We start from the raw sequence: 20,052 nt of genomic DNA on the forward strand, positions 1-20,052 counted from the left end.
GGATGGAGGTAAAGATGAAGGCGGTTCCGGTAATAGCGGTTTTTGATGTGGGTAAGACAAACAAAAAACTGTTCCTCTTTGATGAACAGTATAAGATTGTTTTTGAGCGCTCGGCAAGATTTACCGAAACTGTAGATGAAGATGGCGACCCCTGTGAGAACCTGGAGAGCCTTAGACTGTCTGTTTTTGACTCCTTACGGGAGGTATTTAAAAACCCTGCATTTGAGATCAGGGCCATCAATTTTGCTACCTATGGTGCCAGCTTTGTTTATGTAGACGAAGATGGTAAGCCCCTGGCGCCGCTGTACAATTACCTGAAGGAATATCCAAAGGCCTTGCAGAACCAGTTTTACGCTGCTTATGGTGGAGAAGCTGAGTTTTCACACCGTGCGGCCTCTCCGGTGCTGGGCAGCCTCAATTCGGGCATGCAGCTCTACCGCGTCAAATACGAAAAACCAGAGCTTTTCAGGCAGATCAGATATGCGCTTCACCTGCCGCAGTATTTAAGCTACCTGATCTCGGGCGAAGCCTATTCTGACCTGACGAGCATAGGCTGCCATACCAATCTCTGGGATTTTACCCGTAACGATTACCATGAATGGGTACGCAAAGAAGGCATCATAGATAAACTGGCTCCTATCGTTCCCTCAGACAGCGTAATCCCTGCTGCTTTTCCGGGAAATAATTATGCGGTTGGTGCGGGTTTTCACGATAGTTCTGCGGCATTGGTGCCTTACCTGATTAATTTTCATGAGCCTTTTATTTTGTTGTCTACCGGTACCTGGTGCATCAGCTTAAACCCCTTCAATTCAATTCCGCTTACGGCGGACGAGCTGGAAAACGATTGTTTATGTTATCTGCAATATGAGGGAAAGCCGGTAAAAGCTTCCAGGCTGTTTGCAGGCTATGAGCATGAACAGCAGGTAAAGCGCATAGCGGCGCATTTTGGAACAGATGTGATTGCTTACCGCTCGGTGCCTTACGATCCGCAACTTATTACTACGTTACAGCAGGCAAATCAATCAGATCGATCCGAAGAACAGCGGGGTGGCGGATTGAAAGAATCTGCTTTTGGTAAGCGCGACTTAAGTCAGTTCGTTTCGGATACCGCTGCTTATCACCAGTTAATGCTGGACCTGGTTAACCAGCAGTACATTTCTACAAACAGGGTGCTTCAGGGCACGGCGGCAAAACGCATATTTGTAGATGGGGGGTTCAGCAAAAATGTAATATTTATGAACCTGCTGGCAGCCGCATTTCCGCAGCTGGAAGTTTTTGCCGCTTATATGGCCCAGGCTACTGCGGTAGGGGCGGCCCTGGCCATCCACAAGTCATGGAACACGAAGCCTTTGCCCAACGATATTGTGGAGCTGAAATATTATGCCGCAGGTACGGTTTTGTCTTAAATTTTGCTAACTTAAGCCTTAACCTTAGCCGATGAGATGAAGCCGCTGAATTTTTTCGATTTTATCCATGTAGATGAATATTCTTCTACGCCCAAATACCTGCAGTTAACCAATTCTATCTTAAGCGGTATAGAATCCGGTAAGATTGAGCAAGGCTACCTGCTGCCTTCTATCAACGAACTGAGCTATGAACTGGATATTTCCAGGGATACTGCCGAAAAAGGCTACAAGCATCTTAAAAAGATTGGTATTGTAGGCTCGGTTCCAGGCAAAGGCTATTACATCATCAGTACGGCTTTCAGGCGTACCCTAAAAATATTCCTGCTCTTCAATAAGCTCAGTGCGCATAAAAAGATCATTTACGATTCCTTTATCAAGGCCCTGGGCGAGCACGTAGCTGTGGATTTTTACATCTACAACAACGATTTTAATCTGTTTAAAAAACTGATTGCCAATAAAAAGGGCGATTATTCCCACTATGTCATCATCCCTCATTTTATGGAAGCAAATGATCATGTACACGAGGTGATCAACCAGATTCCCAAAGAAAAGCTGGTCTTGCTCGATAAACTGGTGCCGGGGGTTAGCGGTGAGTATGCTGCGGTGTATGAGAATTTTGAAAATGACATTTACAATGCGCTTGAACAGGCCAGGGAACACCTGAGTAAATACCATACCATTAAGCTCATTATGCCCAAAAGGAGTTATTACCCGATGGAGATCCTGAAAGGTTTTTACCGCTTCTGTCAGCAATATGCTTTTGCGGCTAAGGTGGTGAACCAGATCCAGGCCGAAGAGATTGCAGAAGGGGAGGTTTACATCAACCTGATGGAAGATGACCTGGTTATTCTCATAGAAAGGATCATTAACCTGAAGCTGGAGCTTGGAAAAGATATCGGGGTGATTTCCTACAATGAAACCCCTTTAAAGAAAATCATTTTAAACGGTATTACTACTGTATCTACAGATTTCAGGCAGATGGGCGAAATGACTGCAAGGCTGATCCTGGACAATGCCAAGGATCACCTGGAAGTGCCTTTTCACTTAACGCTCAGGGCTTCGCTTTGATATTTTTGTTCTTCCATTAAGGCAAGTACTTCCTCCCAGTTGTTTGCCCTGGTGTGGTGGGTATGACTGGTATTGTGCCCTGCAGTAAACATAATTGGCATCCCTTTGCAGTAATCAAGATTTTTGCAGTGGTCGTCAATCAGGTAATCGGTATTTACCACACTTTTGTCTCCGCAGAAAATAATATTTTTCCAGCTGATAAAAGGGAAGTGCTCGGCAAGCCATTCTCTTTTTTCAAATAAAGACAGCGGGAATTCCATTGCGGCCGAAACGATGTAAATTTCAAAGTCTTCGGCCAGTTTTTTAACAGCTGCTACAGCGCCCTCCATTACCGGGATGGTGCGGAAAAATCCAGGGGTGTAAACAAACCTTTTTACTGCCTCTTTATCAGGGAAGGCATCTGACTCTTTTACGCCAATAAAAACCTCATGCCCCAGTTTAACACCATAGTCGCGCTCATACCAGTCTAACCATTGGGCCTCAATGTTTGCGAGGACCCCGTCCATATCAATTCCAATTGTTCTTTTCATGTATTTCGAATTATTTTGCAACAAATGTAATTATATATTGCAGAATATTGCAATTATATTTATTATATTTGCATAATATTGCAGTTAAATTATGATTAAGGCAGAAAGACAACAGCTGATTATCTCGCATGTCAGTAAAGACCAAAAGGTACTATTGAGCGATCTGAGTGCGTTATTGAATGTATCTGAGGATACCGTAAGGAGAGATATTAAAGAACTTTCCGATCAGGGACTGCTTAAGGCCGTCCGTGGAGGTGCAATTTCTCATTCGCCCATTCCCTTGCACTTCAGGGACAGGGAACATTACGATGTGAGTCATAAGGAGATCATAGCACAGAAGGCCCAGCAATTTATCAGCGATGGGCAGGTGGTGCTTTTTGATTCTGGTACCTCTGCACTTGCAGTAGCTAGCCATCTGCCCAAAGAACGGAAGATTACAGCAGTCACCAATAGTTTCCCTGTGGCGGCTGTACTGGAAGACCATCCCAATGCCGAGGTGATCTTTATTGGAGGCCGTTTAAATAAGACCGCATTTTCAACGTCGGGTCATGAGGTTATCCGGGCACTTAGCGGCGTTAGTCCGGATGTCTGTTTTCTGGGGATTTGCAGTATTGATGTAAGCCACGGAATAACCGGAAAAGATTACGAAGATTCGCAGGTCAAGAAAATGATGGTAGAGCGGGCCAGGTATGTGATAGCCCTTTCAACATTGGAAAAGATCGGGACAGCAGAGCCTTATCTGATCTGCGAGGCACAGTCGATCGATGCCATCATTACAGACATGGATCCTGATCACGAAGCGCTGCAGGTTTATACAGCTGCCGGAATAGCAATTGTATGAAAGTTTAAGAAGCCATGGTTTCGGTAGTTCTGCCTACCGCAATCTTTTTAATGGTTTTGATGATCGAATTGGTATCATAGCCACACAATGCCCATAGTTCCGCTTGCTCTCCATGATCAATAAAGCTATCGGGGATACCCAGTCTGATCAGCTGTGCGCTGTATTTATGGTCGGCCATAAATTCTAGCACGGCAGAGCCCATTCCTCCCTGTAAACAGCCATCCTCAACGGTAATTACATTCTTATAGCGTTTAAATACATCGTGCAGCAATGCCTCATCTAATGGTTTAACAAAGCGCATGTCGTAATGCGCTGGGTGTATGCCTTCGCTGTTCAGTTCTTTACAGGCTTCTACGGCAAAGTTACCTACATGGCCAATGGTTAGTATAGCTACATCTTCTCCGTCGCATATCTTTCTCCCTTTTCCAATTTCAAGGGCCTTGAAAGGTCTTTTCCAATCTGGCATCACTCCATTTCCCCTTGGGTAACGGATAGAAAACGGACCTGCATTTTCCTGTTGTGCGGTGTACATCAGGTTACGCAGTTCTTCCTCATTCATTGGGGCAGCTACGGTCATATTGGGTATGCAACGCATGTAGGCAAGGTCGTATGCACCATGGTGAGTGGCGCCATCTGCGCCAGCAAAACCTGCACGATCCAGACAAAACACGACATTTAATTTCTGAATGGCTACATCATGGATCACCTGGTCGTATGCCCTTTGCATAAAACTGGAGTAGATGTTGCAGAAGGGTACCAGGCCTTGTGTTGCCAATCCGGCCGAAAATGTAACGGCGTGCTGTTCTGCAATGCCTACATCAAACGCGCGGTTGGGCATGGCCTTCATCATGATGTTCATAGATGAACCCGAAGGCATGGCAGGGGTAATCCCTACAATTTTTTTGTTGGCTTCGGCAAGTTCCACCAGGGTATGCCCAAACACATCCTGGTATTTAGGCGGTTGCGGCTTTTCGGATACGGATTTTTTGATCTCGCCGGTAATCTTGTCGAACAAACCCGGCGCATGCCATTTGGTCTGGTCTTTTTCGGCCAGGGCAAAGCCCTTTCCTTTTAAGGTTACACAATGTAAAAGTTTAGGTCCCGGGATATCTTTCAGGTCCCGGATCACCTGCACTAAACGCTGTACATCATGTCCGTCAACCGGACCAAAATACCTGAAGTTCAGTGCCTCAAACATATTGCTTTGTTTAAGCAGGGTACCTTTAATGCTTTTTTCTATCTTTTTTACAAACTTATGTGCGTTTGGCCCCAGTTCGGAAAGCTTAAACAGTACCTGCGAAATGTCTTCACGGAAACGGTTATAGGATTTCGAAGTGGTAATGCTGGTGAGGTATTCTTTTAAGGCACCCACATTCGGGTCAATAGACATACAGTTGTCGTTGAGGATCACCAGCAGGTTCGAATTTTCAATTCCGGCATGGTTTAAGCCTTCAAAAGCAAGTCCGGCGGTCATGGCTCCATCGCCAATCACGGCTACGTGCTGCCTGTCTGTTTCGCCTTTATAATGAGAAGCTACAGCCATACCCAAAGCAGCAGAAATGGAAGTAGAAGAGTGCCCCACCCCAAAAGTATCGTATTCACTTTCACTGATCTTTGGGAAACCACTGATGCCATTCAGCAGGCGGTTGGTATGAAATACAGATTTCCTGCCGGTAAGTATTTTGTGCCCGTAGGCCTGATGGCCAACATCCCATACCAGCTTGTCGTAGGGTGTGTTTAACACATAATGCAGGGCTACCGTTAATTCCACAACACCTAAACTGGCTGCAAAATGTCCGCCGTTTACACTGACCACATCAATAATGTACTGACGCAGTTCCTGAGCGATTTGTTCCAGATCTTGTTCTTTATACTGCTTTAAATCAGCAGGATAATTTATGTTTGGTAAAAACGGGCCGTTATTATCTTCCATGCAGGCTTTATTCGAATAGAAAGTACAAAGTAAGGTATTTTGTTATCAAACTAAGAAGGAAAATCGTTAATTTTACAAAATAATAATTCGATAAATGACTAGAGATACTTTAATTTTTGATTTGATTGACAGGGAATTGGACCGTCAGGAAAATGGTCTGGAACTGATTGCTTCGGAGAATTTTGTAAGCAAGCAGGTAATGGAGGCCGCAGGTTCTTGTTTAACTAATAAATATGCTGAAGGCCTGCCAGGTAAAAGGTATTATGGTGGATGCCAGGTGGTTGATGAGGTGGAGAGTATTGCGATTGAAAGAGCTAAAAAACTTTTTGGTGCAGAATGGGTTAACGTTCAGCCCCACTCTGGTGCACAAGCAAACGCAGCAGTAATGCTGGCCGTGATCCAGCCGGGAGATAAGATCCTGGGTTTTGACCTTTCACACGGCGGTCACTTAACACATGGTTCACCGGTTAATTTTTCAGGAAAATTGTATCATCCATTATTTTACGGTGTAAAAAAAGAAGATGGAAGAATAGATTATGCAAAACTGGAAGAGGTAGCACTGGCAGAACGTCCTAAGCTGATCATTGTTGGTGCATCTGCCTATTCAAGGGAATGGGATTATGCTTTTGTACGTAGCGTGGCCGATAAAATTGGTGCCCTCCTGATGGCTGATATTTCTCACCCTGCCGGTTTAATTGCCCGCGGATTGTTACAAAATCCGCTTCCGCACTGTCACATCGTTACCACTACCACACATAAAACCTTACGTGGCCCACGTGGCGGTATGATCATGATGGGCAAAGATTTTGAAAACCCGTTCGGATTGAAAACCCCTAAAGGCGAAACCCGCATGATGTCATCCGTTTTGGATATGGCTGTTTTCCCGGGAACACAGGGCGGACCGCTGGAGCACATCATTGCCGCTAAAGCAATTGCTTTTGGTGAGGCTTTGAGCGATGAATACCTGGTTTATGTGAAACAGGTACAGGCAAATGCCCAGGCCATGGCCAAGGCTTTTGTAGCTAAAGGATACGGCATCATATCAGGAGGGACAGATAACCACCTGATGCTGATCGACCTTCGCAATAAAAACATTACCGGTAAACTGGCCGAGAGCGCACTGGAAAAGGCAGACATTACCGTAAACAAAAATATGGTTCCTTTTGATGATAAGTCACCATTTGTAACTTCGGGAATCCGGGTAGGTACTGCTGCGATTACCACAAGAGGTTTCAAAGAATCGGAAATGGAACAAATTGTTGACCTGATTGATCAGGTACTGACCAATGCAGAAGATGAAAATAATTTGAAGCAGGTTAAAGAAAAAGTTATAAGTTTAGTAAGCCGTTTTCCACTTTATAAATAACGGCTTTTACCAAAGCTAAATGTTATCAGAGAACCAGTTTGATCGTATTGCCAAACTCGCATCACTTTTATGTAATGCACCAATTGCAATTATTGGATTGGTAGATGGTGACAGGCTCTGGTTCAAATCAGCAATAGGTACTGTATTAAATGAGATGCCACGGGGCATCTCATTTTGTGAACATACCATGCAGGGTGAACATACTTTTGAAGTATATGATGCCCAGGCGGATGAAAGATTCAAAGACCACCCTTCTGTTGTAGGCCATCCCCATGTCAGGTTTTATGCCGGAGCGCCTTTGATAGACGAAAATGGTGTGAAATTAGGCGCCCTTTGTGTATTAGATCCTACGCCGAGAAGCCTCAGCGAATCGCAAAAGGAGGGGCTCGAAACCCTGGCCCAGGAGATCATTACCCATATTGTCCTGGAGAAGAAAAGCAAGGAACTGGAAGCCAATACCCATCGATATGAAGAGTTGCTCAACATCTCTGCTGTTTCTCCCGAGATTCACTGTATTCTTGATTACAGCGGGAATGTATTGTTTATCAACGATGCCGTTACCAATATTCTTGAATATACCGTTGAAGAAGCCATTGGTTTAAACATCTGGAATTTTTTTCACAGGGATGATGTTGACCGTGTGGTGGGGACAATTGAGGATGGGCTGAGAAAAAGGATCAAAGAATTTGCCATCGATTTTCGTGTAGTGAGTAAAACAGGCGTGATCCGCTGGCTGGGCTGGAGCATGATTGCTAAAAATGGGCGCTGGTATGCTTACGGCCGCGACATTAGCGACAACAAAAAAGTAGAGCATGAACTCAGAAAACTCTCATTCGTAGCCAGCAAGGTGAACAATGCAGTGGTGATCAATGATGCCAACAACCATGTAACCTGGGTAAACGAGGCTTTTGAAAAAATTACAGGGTTTAACCTGGATGACCTGAAAGGAAAAAGGTTAGGCGATTTAATTGCCGGGCCAAAAACCGATATGGAGCTCCTGGCAAGAGCAAGAGAACTCACCAGGCAAAACCAATCGTTCACCGTCGACATGCTTGCTTACCGGAAAGACAAGCAACCCATATGGCTATCTATTTACAATACGGTGGTCTTTAACGAATCCGGTAAAGTTGAAATAGAAGTTGAGATCATTATTGACATTACCGAAAAAAAACAAGCCGAACGGGAAATGGTAGAAGCCCGTGAGCAGGCACTGCAATTGAGCGAGGCTAAAGAAATGTTTCTTTCTGTAATGAGCCATGAAATCAGGACGCCCCTGAACGCTGTAATCGGCATGACGCATTTGCTGATGGAGAATGACCCAAAGCCATCACAGCTGGAAGACCTCAATATCCTTAAATTTTCGGGTGAAAACCTGCTGAACATCATCAACGATATTCTTGACTTCACTAAAATGGAAACAGGGAACCTCCAGCTGGAGTCGCTGCCATTTAGTATGAAAGACCTTACTACAGACATCATCACTTCTTTGTATGTGAATGCAACCAAGAAAGGGAATGTGCTGGAGCTGCTGGGTGATGATCAGATTCCGTCCAGCTTGCTGGGGGATAAAACACGGTTGTACCAGATCCTGATGAATTTGTTGGGTAATGCCATTAAATTTACCGATCAGGGTAAAATAACCCTGCAATTAAAGCTGGTTGCAGCCAGCGAAACGCAGGCCACCATATATTTTGAAATAACAGATACCGGAATCGGGATTCCGGAAGATAAGCTGTCCTACGTTTTTGAAACATTTACACAGGCCAAAACCGATATTTCAAGAAAATATGGCGGGACAGGTCTTGGTCTCGCCATCACCAGAAAGCTGCTGGAGCTCTACAACTCAGAGATTGAGGTAAAAAGCAAGGAAGGCGAGGGGACTTCTTTTTCATTTACACTGGCCTTTGATAAAGCGCCCATTGTTTTCCCTTCAATGAAACCTTCGGCACAGCCAGTTAATTTTAGCGGTAAAAAAATACTGATTGTAGACGACAATGAGATCAACCTGCTGATCGCAAAAAGGATCCTGATGAAGTTCGGGCCTGAAATGGATTTTGCGCTGAACGGAGAAGAAGCCATTGGAATGGTGCAAAAACAAACCTATGATCTCATTTTTATGGATATCAAAATGCCGGGGATGGACGGATTTGAGACTACACGCGGCATCAGGGCACTGGATGGTGATTATTTCAAAAGTGTGCCAATTATTGCTTTAACAGCGTCTACGCTTCATAACGAATACATCAAATTTAAAGCGTCGGGAATGAACGGGCATATTTTAAAACCGTTCAAGCCAGAAGAAATCCGGGATATCCTTTCTGCTTATTTATAAGGTTGAATTATTGACCGATTAGCGTGGTAAATTGGAGATTTTCTTAAAAGATAAAGGGCCGACAATTCATTGGGATGAATGTGTCGACCCTTAAATTAACGCTCTCAGGACAAAGATGATAATTTTTTTTGAATTCCCAAAAATATCTGAAATTATTTTTGAGAAGGCCATTTTTGTTCAAAAGCGCTTATTCCGCATAAGCAACAGTGGCGATACTTATTTTTGCCGGGCTACAGGTTTGAAGTGCAATACAACAAGCCTCCAGGGTTGCACCCGTTGTCATTACATCATCTACCAATAAAATATGCAGGTTTTTAAACGAAGCTGTATCACGTACCTCAAACATAGCCTGCATATTCCTGAACCGGTCGTATCTCCCTTTTTTTGTCTGGCTTTTGGTAAGCCCTGTTCTTATTAACCCGTTACGGCTTACCGGCACATTTAACACCGCTCCAATACCCTCAGCAATACACATGCTTTGGTTATATCCTCTGCTGCGCTCCCTGCGCGGGTGAAGTGGAACCGGCACGATCAGATCAATCCCGCTATACGCAGGTGCCTGTATCAGCTTTTCGGCAATCATATGGCCCAGCTTAACACCCAGCTCCCTACCTCCCCTGTATTTTAAATGATGAATGAGGTTTTGTGTGCGGGAGCCTTTCTTAAAATAAAGGAGGGACATTACCGCATTACAGTGTACCCGTCCCCAAAGCTGTTTGGCGGCTTTATTTTCAGGAAAGACGTGGTAATCGGTATAGGGTAACCGGTACAGGCAGCGGGTACAGATCAGGTCTTCCCCTTTATACAAATGGGTGTCACAACCACAGCACAGATTAGGGAACAGCAGGGCCAGCAGGTCCCTGAAAATATTTTTAAGCAGCATCATACTGCCAAGCTATACAGATTTAGATTTACGCTGGTAAATTTTTTAAGCTGAGTTAAACGGTCTCCTTAACGGCAAGCTGTCCGCAGGCTGCATCTATATCTTTACCGCGACTGCGCCTGATGTTGGTGTTGATGCCCTGACTTTTCAGGTAATTGGAAAAGGCATCTATCTTATCGCCTTCTGCATTGAGGAAACCTGCAAATTGTATGGGGTTATATTCGATCAGGTTAACCTTGCAAGGCACATGTTTGCAGAACCTGGCCAGTTCCATGGCATCGGCTATCTCATCGTTAAACTGGTTAAAAACGATATACTCATAGGTTACCGGATTCTTGGTTTTTGCGAAATAATATTTTAATGCGTCGGCCAGCGCTTTCAGGGAGTTGTGCTCATTGATGGGCATGATCTCATTGCGTTTTTTGTCGTTGGCCGCATGCAGGGAGAGTGCAAGGTTAAATTTCACGCCATCGTCCCCCAGCTTTTTGATCATCTTGGCAATACCTGCGGTAGAAACTGTAATCCGCTTGTACGACATGTTTAGTCCGTCGGGAGCGGTAATTCTGTCTATGGATTTTAATACATTGGCATAATTCAGCAGGGGCTCGCCCATGCCCATGTATACAATATTGGTTAAAGGTGCATTGTAATTTTGTTTGGCCTGCTGGTCTATCAGCACTACCTGATCGTAGATCTCATCGGCGTTTAAGTTCCGCTTACGGTCCATATATCCTGTGGCGCAGAATTTGCAGGTCAAACTGCAACCTACCTGCGAGCTTACACAGGCCGTCATCCGCTCATCCATAGGGATCAGCACCCCTTCTACAATGTTACCATCGTATAGCCTGAAAGCGCTTTTTATGGTATGGTCGTTACTGATCTGTGATTTATTTACCTCAACGACATTGATGGCGTAACTGGCATCCAGCTTGGCCCTGAGTTCTTTTGAAAGATTGCTCATCTCGGCAAAACTGCGCGCCGATTTTTCCCAAAGCCATTGATAAACCTGTTTTGCCCTATAGGCAGGCTCCTGCATAGCAGTAAAGTGCTGTTGCAGCTGAGCGAGGTCTAATGAGCGGATATCTGTTTTACTTGTAGCAGGCATTTGCTGCAAAGATACCAAAAATAAAATTTCTAACGGCGCCTGCTGTTCTTTTTGGATGGTCCACCAGATTTGTTCCAGTCGTTAGCCGCTGCGGCTTTGTGTTTACCTGCAGGCTTTGCTGTTCCGGGCTTTTTCCGGTTATCTGCATTGCGCGGTTTTGCTGCGGCTTTTTTACCTGCCGGGACTTCCTCGTTCTGCGCCTTAGGCTTTTTATTTACCCTTTTTGGTGTGGTATCGGCCTGGGCATTGGATTTGGCCACCATATTATAGATCTCTGTCAGCTCTTCCGGGGTCAGTTCACGCCATTCGCCCAGGGGAATACCTTTTAACTGAATGTTCATGATCCGCACCCGCTCCAGTTTGGTCACCTCATAACCAAAATACTCGCACATTCTCCTGATCTGGCGGTTCAGGCCCTGTATAAGCGTAATCCTGAATACCAGCGGACTTTCCTTTACCACTTTGCATTTTTTGGTCATCACCCCTAAAACAGGAACGCCTTTAGCCATTCCGGTAATGAACTGATCGGTAATCGGTTTGTTTACCGTTACCACATATTCTTTTTCGTGGTTGTTGCCCGCACGCAGGATTTTATTGACCAGATCGCCATTATTGGTCAGGAAAATCAGCCCCTGCGAGTCCTTGTCCAAACGGCCTATAGGGAATACCCGTTCACTATGGTTTACGTGGTCAACAATATTTCCTTTTACCCCGGCTTCTGTGGTGCTGGTAATGCCAACGGGTTTGTTGTAGGCAATTAAAACAGATTGTTCCACTTCTTTAGGCTCAATGCTCTGGCCGTTCACCGTTACAATGTCCCCAAAAAATACCTTGTCGCCTACCTTGGCTTTTTTGCCGTTAATGTATACATTTCCCTGCTCTATATACCTGTCGGCCGCTCTTCTTGAGCACAAGCCACTCTCACTAATGTATTTATTTAATCGGGTAGTCGAATCAGACATGGATATGGGTATAAATTGAAATTATTTACAAAGAAATCAATTTATACCCATATAAACTATCAAATTGTATATTTTAAAAATCCATTTCATCGGCACTCGGGCCGAAACTTCCTGGTATAGGGATGTTGAGCAGCCTCAGATATACGCCTAATTGTGCCCGGTGATGAACAACCTGGTTCAGGCTCATGCGGATCACATCGGCCTTAGGCTCTACGCTGTAAACCTGTTCTCCGTTTCTTAGCGTCCAGCCTTTATCTAACACTTCTTCATATTTATCTGTAAGGTGGCTGCGCCCGTCTGCCAGCGATTTTTCAAAATAAGCGAGCAGCTCTTCTGTATTTTTGATGTCTTCCGGTTGATAAGGGTTATTGGCAAAATCAAGTTCATCGGTAGTTAGTGCCATTGTTATCCAGGAAGGAAGTTCGGCGATGTGTGTAGCAAGCCTTTTAACCGTCATACTTTTTGGATGTGGCTGCCAGTCAAATTTATCGGTTGGTACTCTTTCCAGCATTTTACGGGTAGTTGCTGCGGCTTCATTCAGTTCTTTCAAAAACATTCCAATTCTGTTCATAACGTTGTTTATTTGAGTTTTAATGATTAACAACACAAAGAAACAGAGGGGCACTGACAACCCTATGGCAGTCTGTTTTTTTTTGATCTAATATTTAACAGGTAGCAGCTTCATATACTCATTGATGTGCATGTGGTCTGTTTTGCGGAAGGGCATTTCCTGGTTCCTTACTTTTTTGATGCGGGAAACCCTGAAATCGCGGTATTCCTTACGCAGGTGGCACCAGGCGATCAGGTGCCAGTTAAAGGCATAGAATACAAGCCCTATGGGCTCAACCTGGCGTTTGCTGCTTTCTTTATTGTTGTTCTGGTAATCGAGCTCTATTACGTACTGACCTGATATCGCATTTTGAAGACCGGCCAGATGGTCAAATTCCTCATTGATCATTTCATGGTGCAGCTGAAACTTGATGCTGTCATTGAGCAGTTCCAATTTTTCCTTTTGCGAATGTTTCAGTACAGCCTTTACCTTATTGAGGGCGGTGGTATAATTGGTAAAAATAGATTTGTCTGCAAAGCGGGAAACCAGGCGCTCCATGATCAGTAGTGCATTGGCCTCATCAGAAGTGAAAGAGACCGGGGGCAGGAAATAACCCTGTACAATAAAATAACCTTTGGGTTGCTCAAAGCTGATGGGCACCCCTTGTTCCAAAAGCGCTTTTACGTCGCGATAGACCGTACGTACGCTGATCCCGAACTGTTCAGAAATTTTTTCTGCAGTAACATATTTCTTGGTTTGCAGTAGTACAAGTATGCCAAAAAGGCGGTCTATACGATTCATGGGAGCTGGAATGGTGTTGCACAAATATAAGAGATGGGCAGGGCGTTTGCATAAAAAATTCTTTAATTTGCATATGATATCTCCTGTTTCAGCAACATACATTTATCCTGTTTCTGCCCCGCCCATAAAAAATGGCGTCTTAACTTTTGATGAACAAGGCGCGATAAATGGTGTTTTTACAGCGGAAGAAGCCAGGGAGAATCAGCTGAAAAATGTACGACATTATGAGGGCCTACTGGCTCCGGGCTTTGTAAACACACATTGCCACCTGGAGCTTTCTCATTTGAAAGACCAGATTCCGCAGCATACCGGCTTACCGGAGTTTGTACAATTGGTGATCAAACTCAGAAACTTCAATGAGCAGGAACGGGAGGAGGCTATGGCTAAGGCTGATGCGGTCATGTATGCACAGGGCATTGTGGCTGTGGGTGATATTTCCAATCAGCCGGTTACAAAGCACATCAAACAGCATTCAGAACTATATTACCACACTTTTCTTGAGATTATGGGATTCAGGCCCGAGCAGGCTGACGCCATCATGGAAAGGGCGAAACAGTTAAAAGCGGAGTTTGAACTGCTGCCCGTGTCCCTGGTGCCTCATGCTCCGTACTCCGTGTCGGCCGCGCTGTTTAAGGTGCTTGCTCAATATGCAGCTGAAGCAGGTGGGCCGATCAGCATTCATAACCAGGAGACTAAAGATGAAAATGCTTTTTTTGAAGATAAAAAAGGCGGCTTTTTAGGTCTTTTTGAATTTCTGGGACAGGACATAGGCTTTTATCAGCCATCGGGAAAGACATCGCTGCAGACTTATTTACCCTTGCTGCCGCCAGAGTTAAAAACCTTGCTGGTCCACAATACTTATACCTCAGCAGCTGATGCCGCTTTTGCAGTGTCCATTCATCCAAATCTTTACTGGTGCCTTTGCCCCAGGGCAAATTTATATATAGAGAACCGCCTGCCTGATGTAGACATGATGCGCAAGGCCGGGCTGAGGATCACAATAGGAACAGATAGCCTGGCCAGCAATACCAGTCTGGATTTGCTTTCGGAGTTGAATGTACTGCAGGAGCATTTTAGTATCCCTACCGAGGAATTGCTGAAATGGGCTACATTTAATGGTGCAGAATTTTTAGGGATAACGGAGCAGTTTGGTAGCTTTGAACCCGGCAAGCAGCCCGGCGTAAACCTGCTTAGCTTTGAGGAAAAGGATGGAACAGTGATTTTAGGCAATAAGCTACAGCGCTTATTAAAATAATGCAGATTTATGAAGAACAGGATTACTGAACTTTTTAACATACAATATCCCATTATACAGGCAGGGATGATCTGGTGCAGTGGCTGGCGACTGGCATCCGCAGTTTCCAATGCAGGTGGTTTAGGCATCCTGGGAGCCGGCTCAATGTACCCGGAAGTACTACGTGAGCATATCCGCAAATGTAAAGCTGCGACTTCAAAACCTTTTGCTGTAAATGTACCCCTGCTATATCCGAATATACAGGAAATCATGCAGATCATTGCCGGGGAACAGGTGCCCATTGTATTCACCTCTGCCGGTAACCCTGCAAGCTGGACCTCATTTTTAAAGGAAAAGGGGATCATTGTAGTGCATGTAATTGCCAATACCAAATTTGCATTGAAAGCCGAAGCATGTGGTGTAGATGCTATTGTTGCGGAGGGATTTGAAGCCGGAGGACATAACGGCCGCGAAGAAACCACCAGCATGTGCCTGATCCCTATGGTATGTGATGCAGTGAAGATACCGGTAATTGCGGCCGGTGGGGTTGGCAGCGGAAGGGCAATGCTTGCAGCCATGGCCCTGGGTGCAGAGGGTGTACAAATCGGATCGGCTTTTGCTGTTGCAGAAGAGTCATCTGCACATCCGCACTTTAAAGACCGGATTGTCCATGCTGCTGAAGGGGATACCCAGCTGAGGATGAAAAAGCTGGTACCGGTGCGTTTGCTGAAGAACGAATTTGCCGATGCCGTTGCCCGGGCAGAAGCGGAAGGAGCGAGTGCAGAAGAACTGGTGAATATTTTAGGGAGAGCGCGCGCAAAATTGGGTATGTTTGAAGGAAATATGCAGGAAGGTGAACTGGAGATCGGGCAGGTATCGGCAATGCTGAAAGAAGTGAAACCAGCGGCAGTAATTTTAGAGGAGATCTGGGAGGGCTTTTTGTCGGAAACCCTGCGGATCAGGAATTTTAATATATGAATAAAGTACATTTAAATATAAAGCTTATAGGAAAGGTGCAGGGCGTGACTTTCAGGCAGACCACAAAATATGTAGCCGACCAGTCGGGCATCAAAGGTTTTGTAAGAAATGAACCCGATGGTTCGTTATACATGGAGGCCGAAGCTGAACAATGGGAACTGGATACCTTTTTGGAATGGTGTAACGATGGTCCTGACAGGGCAAGAGTAGACAGCTGTGAGGTTACTGAAGGAGAATTGAAAGATTTTAAGGATTTTGTGATCGTTAAAAAATAGAGGTATATGTTGTTAAAGCTATAAGATGTCGGTAGTAAAGAAGTTTTTAGGCCAAACGGCTGTTTATGGCATCAGTACTGTTTTTTCGCGGCTGTTTAATTTTATTTTAACACCGCTTTTTGTCAAGGCTTATGCCTCGGCAACATATGGCATATTTACAAAAATGTATGCCTATGCATCAATGATCAATGCGATATTGGCGTTTGGTATGGAGAGTACCTATTTCCGGTACCTCAATAAGCATGAAGACAAAAAACAGGAGGTCTACAACAACTCTTTTTTGTGCATTGCTTTTATTTCGCTCCTGTTCCTGGTTACGGGCTTTGTGTTTGTAAAACCAATAGCAGGTTACTTGTCTGCCGAGCCAGCACAGCTGCCTGACTATATCAAGTATGTGCAGTATTTTATAGGCATTTTATTTATAGATGCCATTTGTGTAATCCCTTTTGCTAAGTTAAGAGCAGAAAATAAGGCCTTTAAATACAGTTTGGTTAAATTCCTGAACATCGGGAGTTTTGTCGGCTTTAACCTGATCTTCATCTTTATTGTTCCGGTTATTATTAAACACCAATGGCCAATGGCCGAATGGCTGGCCTCCTGGTACCGCGGAAAATGGGTGGGGTATGTGTTCATCTCTAATCTTATTGCCAGTGCAGCCACCTTGCTGATGCTCTTACCCGAATTTTTAAAACTGCAGCTTAGGTTTGATCGAGCGCTTTTTGTAAAGATGTTCTCCTATTCCTGGCCTATTCTGGTGGCCAACCTCTCGTTCATTGTAAATGAAAACCTGGATAAGATTGTATTGAGTGAGCTTTTGCCGAAAGGGATTGCCGACAGGGAGGTAGGGATATATGGGGCGGTTTGTAAGATCGCCATATTTATGAGCATATTTATTACGGCTTTCCGGCTGGGTGCCGAGCCATTCTTTTTCAGTTTTGCCAAAAATGAGAATGCAAAAAAGACCTATGCCATTATCCTGCATTATTTTGTAGTCGCGCTGGCGCTGTTGTTTGTAGCACTGGTTGCCAATATAGAGATACTTAAATATTTTATAAGCAGGGACGAGGCTCACATTGCTGAATATTGGGTAGGCCTGCCGGCAGTTCCATATCTCTTATTCGGTTATGTTTGTCTGGGGATTTACATGAACCTTTCCATCTGGTACCGTTTATCTGATCAAACAAGGTTTGGCTTATACATTTCTATTGCCGGGGCCGTTATTACTATAGTAATGAATTTTGTGCTGATCCCAAGGTACAGCTATATGGGCTCAGCCTGGGTATCTATGCTGGCGTATTTTGTAATGATGATGATGTCTTATGTGCTGGGGCAGAAATATTATCCTATACCTTACGATCTGAAAAGGATTGTGGCTTACCTGTTGGTTTCAGTACTGCTGGTGGTGCTTTCTTTTTGGGTGTTTAAGCGGAATGTTTATATTGGCAATGCCCTGCTGCTGCTATTTTTAGCAGGCGTTGTTTATTTTGAGAAAGACCAGTTGAAACTTATATTGAAAAAACGATGAACATCAATATCATTAACCATTCCGGACACCCCCTGCCGCAATATGAAACTGCTCATGCTGCAGGAATGGACCTTCGTGCCTTTATAGAAACAGAAATTACGATTAAACCTTTGCAGCGTGTATTGGTTCCAACAGGTTTATATATTGAACTTCCGGTAGGATATGAAGCGCAGATCCGTCCGCGCAGTGGCCTGGCTTATAAGCATGGGATCAGTATTGTGAATGCACCGGGTACCATTGATGCCGATTATCGCGGAGAGCTGAAAGTGCTGCTGGTGAACTTGTCGGACACAGATTTTGTTGTCAACAATGGCGACAGGATAGCACAGATGGTAATAGCCAGGCATGAAACCGTGGTATGGAACGCCGTTGAAGAACTGAGTGATACGGTACGTGGTACAGGTGGTTACGGACATACAGGAAAATAAACAGATGAAATACATGGTGTTTTTATGGACTTTACTGGGCTGTACAATTGCAGCGGCCGCACAGCAACCGCCGGTAGCTGTGCAGGTAGACAGCAATGTGATAAAAACACTTTTTTTTGCCGGTCTCAGGGACAAACTGAGTGAAGACTATAATAAAGCAAACGAGAGTTTTACCAAAATACTGGCCATTGATCCTAATAATTCAGCTGTTCATTACGAAATTGCGGTGCTGAACTACCGGCAGAACAAACTGTTTGAGGCCGAAATGGCCATCAAAAAGGCAACTGCTGTTAATGCCAATAACATCTGGTACTGGCTGCTGATGGCCGAATTGTACAAGCGAAAAGGGGATATGGAGGCTTTGGTTAAGGTCTTGAACCAGATGATCCGGCTCTCTCCGCAAACTGAAGCTTATTATTTTGACCGTTCCAATGCCTGGTTGCTTGCAGGTAAAACTGAAGAGGCCATGAAAGGATATGAGGAGCTGGAAAAGAAATTTGGCAGTTCAGAGGCGCTGGTTCATGCGAAACAAAGGATAACCGCAGAAAAAACACAGGGTAACGGAACGACGCAGCAGGATAACAGACAGGCAGAGGCTTCGCTTACACCAGATCAGTCTAAACTGCTGCTGGCAGAAAAGCTGTATAAACAGGGCGACCTGAATGGCGCGCTGATCCAGTATAAATCGATATTGAAAAATACGGACCAGATCTATGCGGCCTGGGAACGTACGCTGAATATCGAAATTGCACTGGGACTGTACAAAGAAGCACTGAAAACGGCTGATGATGCTTTGGGGATTTATCCAAATCAAGCGGTGTTGTATTACCACCTGGCTATTGCTTTACAGCGGGAAGCCAGGTACACTGAAGCGCTGGTAAATATCAGGTCGGCCTTACAGCTGGATGAAGGAAATGGCCTTTACATGGAATTGTATGGTGATGTGTTGTATTTGAAAGGGGACAAAGACCTGGCTTTACAGCAATGGAAAAAAGCGAAAGCAACCGGTATGGGATCGGAAAAATTAAATAAGAAGATCAATGAGCAGAAGTATGTGGAATAGGTTGATATGCATGGCATTGGTTGTAGGTACTTTGCTGGGCTGTAAAGTAAAGAAAGCAGTGGTTGTTGCCCCTCCTACAGATGCATCAAAGGTAATAGGCAGCAAAAAAGCAGAAAACCTGGCTTTGCTGAAAAAGAACGATCTTGCATTTAATACCCTTGCTTTAAAAGGAAAGGCCAGTCTGGATATCAATGGCAACACAAACAATGTAAGCATGAACATCAGGATGAAGAAAGATGAAATGATCTGGATCAGTGTAACTGCCATTGCCGGAATTGAAGTTGCCCGGGTATTGATTACTCCCGATAGCCTTAAGGTCAGAAACAACTTTCAGAATGTATATCTGAAAAAACCTTTTAGCTATGTTCATACCTTCACCAATAAACAGGTGAATTTTAAATTGCTGCAGTCTATATTTTTAGGAAATACGATAGATGATTTTATGACCGAACAATCTGAACTGGAGCAGAAGGATGGGGTATGGGAGTTAAAAGGACAGCAGCAGGACCTGGCTTACAGGGTATTGTTCAATACTTTGATGAAAGTGCAGGAAAACAACCTGAATGATGTAAGATCGGGTAAAGCCTTGAAAGTTGTGTATGGCGATTACCAGAAAGTAGCAGAAGAGCTGTTCCCTTCGAGCATGCAGATCAGTTCTATGGCGGGGACTAAAAACATAGGGCTTAAGCTCAACTTTTCAAAAATTGAGCGCAATCTTCCGCTTGATTTTCCGTTTAGTGTTCCAGGGAAGTATGAAGTAATAAATTGATTT

Annotated in this window: 19 protein-coding genes; 12 read left to right on the top strand and 7 right to left on the bottom strand. The window is 44.5% G+C overall.

Features of this window, described 5'->3' with window-relative positions; genetic code table 11:
- The first annotated feature begins 2 nt into the window (after positions 1 to 2).
- Positions 3 to 1,406 (top strand): FGGY-family carbohydrate kinase, encoded by a 1,404-nt coding sequence (locus ABIE26_RS24065; RefSeq protein WP_409035710.1) that lies wholly within the window; start codon positions 3 to 5, stop codon positions 1,404 to 1,406.
- Between the two features lie 36 nt (positions 1,407 to 1,442).
- Positions 1,443 to 2,474, top strand: coding sequence for a GntR family transcriptional regulator (locus tag ABIE26_RS24070; RefSeq protein ID WP_310146293.1), 1,032 nt, complete (start codon positions 1,443 to 1,445; stop codon positions 2,472 to 2,474).
- Here the strand turns inward: ABIE26_RS24070 and ABIE26_RS24075 are convergent.
- The gene (locus ABIE26_RS24075) at positions 2,447 to 3,004 is read right to left on the bottom strand and encodes a 5' nucleotidase, NT5C type (RefSeq protein ID WP_310146294.1); all 558 of its coding nucleotides are present in this window, start codon (positions 3,002 to 3,004) and stop codon (positions 2,447 to 2,449) included. The two genes, ABIE26_RS24070 and ABIE26_RS24075, sit on opposite strands and share 28 nt — an antisense overlap.
- Positions 3,005 to 3,095: 91 nt before the next feature.
- Between ABIE26_RS24075 and ABIE26_RS24080 the strand changes: the two genes are divergently transcribed.
- On the top strand, positions 3,096 to 3,845 hold the full coding sequence (locus ABIE26_RS24080; protein ID WP_310146295.1) for a DeoR/GlpR family DNA-binding transcription regulator: 750 nt from the start codon (positions 3,096 to 3,098) through the stop codon (positions 3,843 to 3,845).
- A 4-nt stretch (positions 3,846 to 3,849) separates the two neighbouring features.
- On the opposite strand, the gene dxs is transcribed toward ABIE26_RS24080, so the two are convergent.
- Positions 3,850 to 5,778 (bottom strand): 1-deoxy-D-xylulose-5-phosphate synthase, encoded by a 1,929-nt coding sequence (gene dxs / locus ABIE26_RS24085; protein ID WP_310146296.1) that lies wholly within the window; start codon positions 5,776 to 5,778, stop codon positions 3,850 to 3,852.
- 94 nt (positions 5,779 to 5,872) lie between these two features.
- Between dxs and glyA the strand changes: the two genes are divergently transcribed.
- The gene (glyA, locus tag ABIE26_RS24090; RefSeq protein ID WP_310146297.1) at positions 5,873 to 7,144 is read left to right on the top strand and encodes a serine hydroxymethyltransferase; all 1,272 of its coding nucleotides are present in this window, start codon (positions 5,873 to 5,875) and stop codon (positions 7,142 to 7,144) included.
- Positions 7,145 to 7,163: 19 nt separating this feature from the next.
- Entirely contained in the window at positions 7,164 to 9,476 is a 2,313-nt protein-coding gene (locus ABIE26_RS24095; RefSeq protein WP_310146298.1) for an ATP-binding protein, read from the top strand.
- 187 nt (positions 9,477 to 9,663) lie between these two features.
- Here ABIE26_RS24095 and ABIE26_RS24100 read toward each other — a convergent pair whose 3' ends face one another.
- The 5 genes from ABIE26_RS24100 to ABIE26_RS24120 form a co-directional block, all read right to left on the bottom strand.
- The gene (locus tag ABIE26_RS24100) at positions 9,664 to 10,362 is read right to left on the bottom strand and encodes a ComF family protein (RefSeq protein WP_310146299.1); all 699 of its coding nucleotides are present in this window, start codon (positions 10,360 to 10,362) and stop codon (positions 9,664 to 9,666) included.
- Between the two features lie 52 nt (positions 10,363 to 10,414).
- Entirely contained in the window at positions 10,415 to 11,464 is a 1,050-nt protein-coding gene (gene rlmN, locus ABIE26_RS24105) for a 23S rRNA (adenine(2503)-C(2))-methyltransferase RlmN (RefSeq protein ID WP_310146300.1), read from the bottom strand.
- A 29-nt stretch (positions 11,465 to 11,493) separates the two neighbouring features.
- Positions 11,494 to 12,426 (bottom strand): 23S rRNA pseudouridine(2604) synthase RluF, encoded by a 933-nt coding sequence (gene rluF / locus ABIE26_RS24110; protein ID WP_310146301.1) that lies wholly within the window; start codon positions 12,424 to 12,426, stop codon positions 11,494 to 11,496.
- Between the two features lie 73 nt (positions 12,427 to 12,499).
- Positions 12,500 to 12,997: a DinB family protein gene (locus tag ABIE26_RS24115; protein WP_310146302.1), complete on the bottom strand. Its 498-nt coding sequence runs from the start codon at positions 12,995 to 12,997 to the stop codon at positions 12,500 to 12,502.
- 87 nt (positions 12,998 to 13,084) lie between these two features.
- On the bottom strand, positions 13,085 to 13,777 hold the full coding sequence (locus tag ABIE26_RS24120) for a helix-turn-helix transcriptional regulator (RefSeq protein ID WP_310146303.1): 693 nt from the start codon (positions 13,775 to 13,777) through the stop codon (positions 13,085 to 13,087).
- 73 nt (positions 13,778 to 13,850) lie between these two features.
- On the opposite strand from ABIE26_RS24120, the gene ABIE26_RS24125 reads away from it, so the two are divergent.
- The 7 genes from ABIE26_RS24125 to ABIE26_RS24155 are packed head-to-tail and all read left to right on the top strand — an operon-like array spanning position 13,851 to position 20,049.
- Positions 13,851 to 15,032 carry an amidohydrolase family protein gene (locus ABIE26_RS24125; protein WP_310146304.1) on the top strand — a complete coding sequence of 394 codons (1,182 nt, stop codon included), beginning with the start codon at positions 13,851 to 13,853 and terminating at the stop codon, positions 15,030 to 15,032.
- A gap of 9 nt (positions 15,033 to 15,041) precedes the next feature.
- Positions 15,042 to 15,989 (top strand): NAD(P)H-dependent flavin oxidoreductase, encoded by a 948-nt coding sequence (locus tag ABIE26_RS24130; protein WP_310146305.1) that lies wholly within the window; start codon positions 15,042 to 15,044, stop codon positions 15,987 to 15,989.
- The gene (locus tag ABIE26_RS24135) at positions 15,986 to 16,264 is read left to right on the top strand and encodes an acylphosphatase (protein ID WP_310146306.1); all 279 of its coding nucleotides are present in this window, start codon (positions 15,986 to 15,988) and stop codon (positions 16,262 to 16,264) included. Before ABIE26_RS24130 ends, ABIE26_RS24135 begins: the two co-directional genes overlap by 4 nt.
- A gap of 25 nt (positions 16,265 to 16,289) precedes the next feature.
- Positions 16,290 to 17,789 carry a lipopolysaccharide biosynthesis protein gene (locus ABIE26_RS24140; RefSeq protein WP_310146307.1) on the top strand — a complete coding sequence of 500 codons (1,500 nt, stop codon included), beginning with the start codon at positions 16,290 to 16,292 and terminating at the stop codon, positions 17,787 to 17,789.
- On the top strand, positions 17,786 to 18,217 hold the full coding sequence (gene dut / locus ABIE26_RS24145) for a dUTP diphosphatase (protein ID WP_310146308.1): 432 nt from the start codon (positions 17,786 to 17,788) through the stop codon (positions 18,215 to 18,217). Before ABIE26_RS24140 ends, dut begins: the two co-directional genes overlap by 4 nt.
- Positions 18,218 to 18,221: 4 nt before the next feature.
- Positions 18,222 to 19,280, top strand: coding sequence for a tetratricopeptide repeat protein (locus ABIE26_RS24150; RefSeq protein ID WP_310146309.1), 1,059 nt, complete (start codon positions 18,222 to 18,224; stop codon positions 19,278 to 19,280).
- Entirely contained in the window at positions 19,258 to 20,049 is a 792-nt protein-coding gene (locus ABIE26_RS24155) for a DUF4292 domain-containing protein (RefSeq protein ID WP_310146310.1), read from the top strand. Before ABIE26_RS24150 ends, ABIE26_RS24155 begins: the two co-directional genes overlap by 23 nt.
- Positions 20,050 to 20,052 lie beyond the last annotated feature (3 nt).

This window comes from Pedobacter africanus (genome assembly GCF_040548825.1).
GTDB classification, from domain to species: Bacteria; Bacteroidota; Bacteroidia; order Sphingobacteriales; family Sphingobacteriaceae; genus Pedobacter; species Pedobacter africanus_A.

Coding starts and splice junctions, on each gene's coding strand:
- ABIE26_RS24125 (WP_310146304.1), top strand. CDS start 13,851: ATGATATCTCCTGTTTCAGCAACATACATTTATCCTGTTTCTGCCCCG.
- ABIE26_RS24075 (WP_310146294.1), bottom strand. CDS start 3,004: ATGAAAAGAACAATTGGAATTGATATGGACGGGGTCCTCGCAAACATT.
- ABIE26_RS24065 (WP_409035710.1), top strand. CDS start 3: ATGGAGGTAAAGATGAAGGCGGTTCCGGTAATAGCGGTTTTTGATGTG.
- ABIE26_RS24140 (WP_310146307.1), top strand. CDS start 16,290: ATGTCGGTAGTAAAGAAGTTTTTAGGCCAAACGGCTGTTTATGGCATC.
- ABIE26_RS24130 (WP_310146305.1), top strand. CDS start 15,042: ATGAAGAACAGGATTACTGAACTTTTTAACATACAATATCCCATTATA.
- rlmN (WP_310146300.1), bottom strand. CDS start 11,464: ATGCCTGCTACAAGTAAAACAGATATCCGCTCATTAGACCTCGCTCAG.
- ABIE26_RS24120 (WP_310146303.1), bottom strand. CDS start 13,777: ATGAATCGTATAGACCGCCTTTTTGGCATACTTGTACTACTGCAAACC.
- rluF (WP_310146301.1), bottom strand. CDS start 12,426: ATGTCTGATTCGACTACCCGATTAAATAAATACATTAGTGAGAGTGGC.
- ABIE26_RS24155 (WP_310146310.1), top strand. CDS start 19,258: ATGAGCAGAAGTATGTGGAATAGGTTGATATGCATGGCATTGGTTGTA.
- dxs (WP_310146296.1), bottom strand. CDS start 5,778: ATGGAAGATAATAACGGCCCGTTTTTACCAAACATAAATTATCCTGCT.
- ABIE26_RS24100 (WP_310146299.1), bottom strand. CDS start 10,362: ATGATGCTGCTTAAAAATATTTTCAGGGACCTGCTGGCCCTGCTGTTC.
- ABIE26_RS24115 (WP_310146302.1), bottom strand. CDS start 12,997: ATGAACAGAATTGGAATGTTTTTGAAAGAACTGAATGAAGCCGCAGCA.
- dut (WP_310146308.1), top strand. CDS start 17,786: ATGAACATCAATATCATTAACCATTCCGGACACCCCCTGCCGCAATAT.
- ABIE26_RS24095 (WP_310146298.1), top strand. CDS start 7,164: ATGTTATCAGAGAACCAGTTTGATCGTATTGCCAAACTCGCATCACTT.
- glyA (WP_310146297.1), top strand. CDS start 5,873: ATGACTAGAGATACTTTAATTTTTGATTTGATTGACAGGGAATTGGAC.
- ABIE26_RS24070 (WP_310146293.1), top strand. CDS start 1,443: ATGAAGCCGCTGAATTTTTTCGATTTTATCCATGTAGATGAATATTCT.
- ABIE26_RS24080 (WP_310146295.1), top strand. CDS start 3,096: ATGATTAAGGCAGAAAGACAACAGCTGATTATCTCGCATGTCAGTAAA.
- ABIE26_RS24135 (WP_310146306.1), top strand. CDS start 15,986: ATGAATAAAGTACATTTAAATATAAAGCTTATAGGAAAGGTGCAGGGC.
- ABIE26_RS24150 (WP_310146309.1), top strand. CDS start 18,222: ATGAAATACATGGTGTTTTTATGGACTTTACTGGGCTGTACAATTGCA.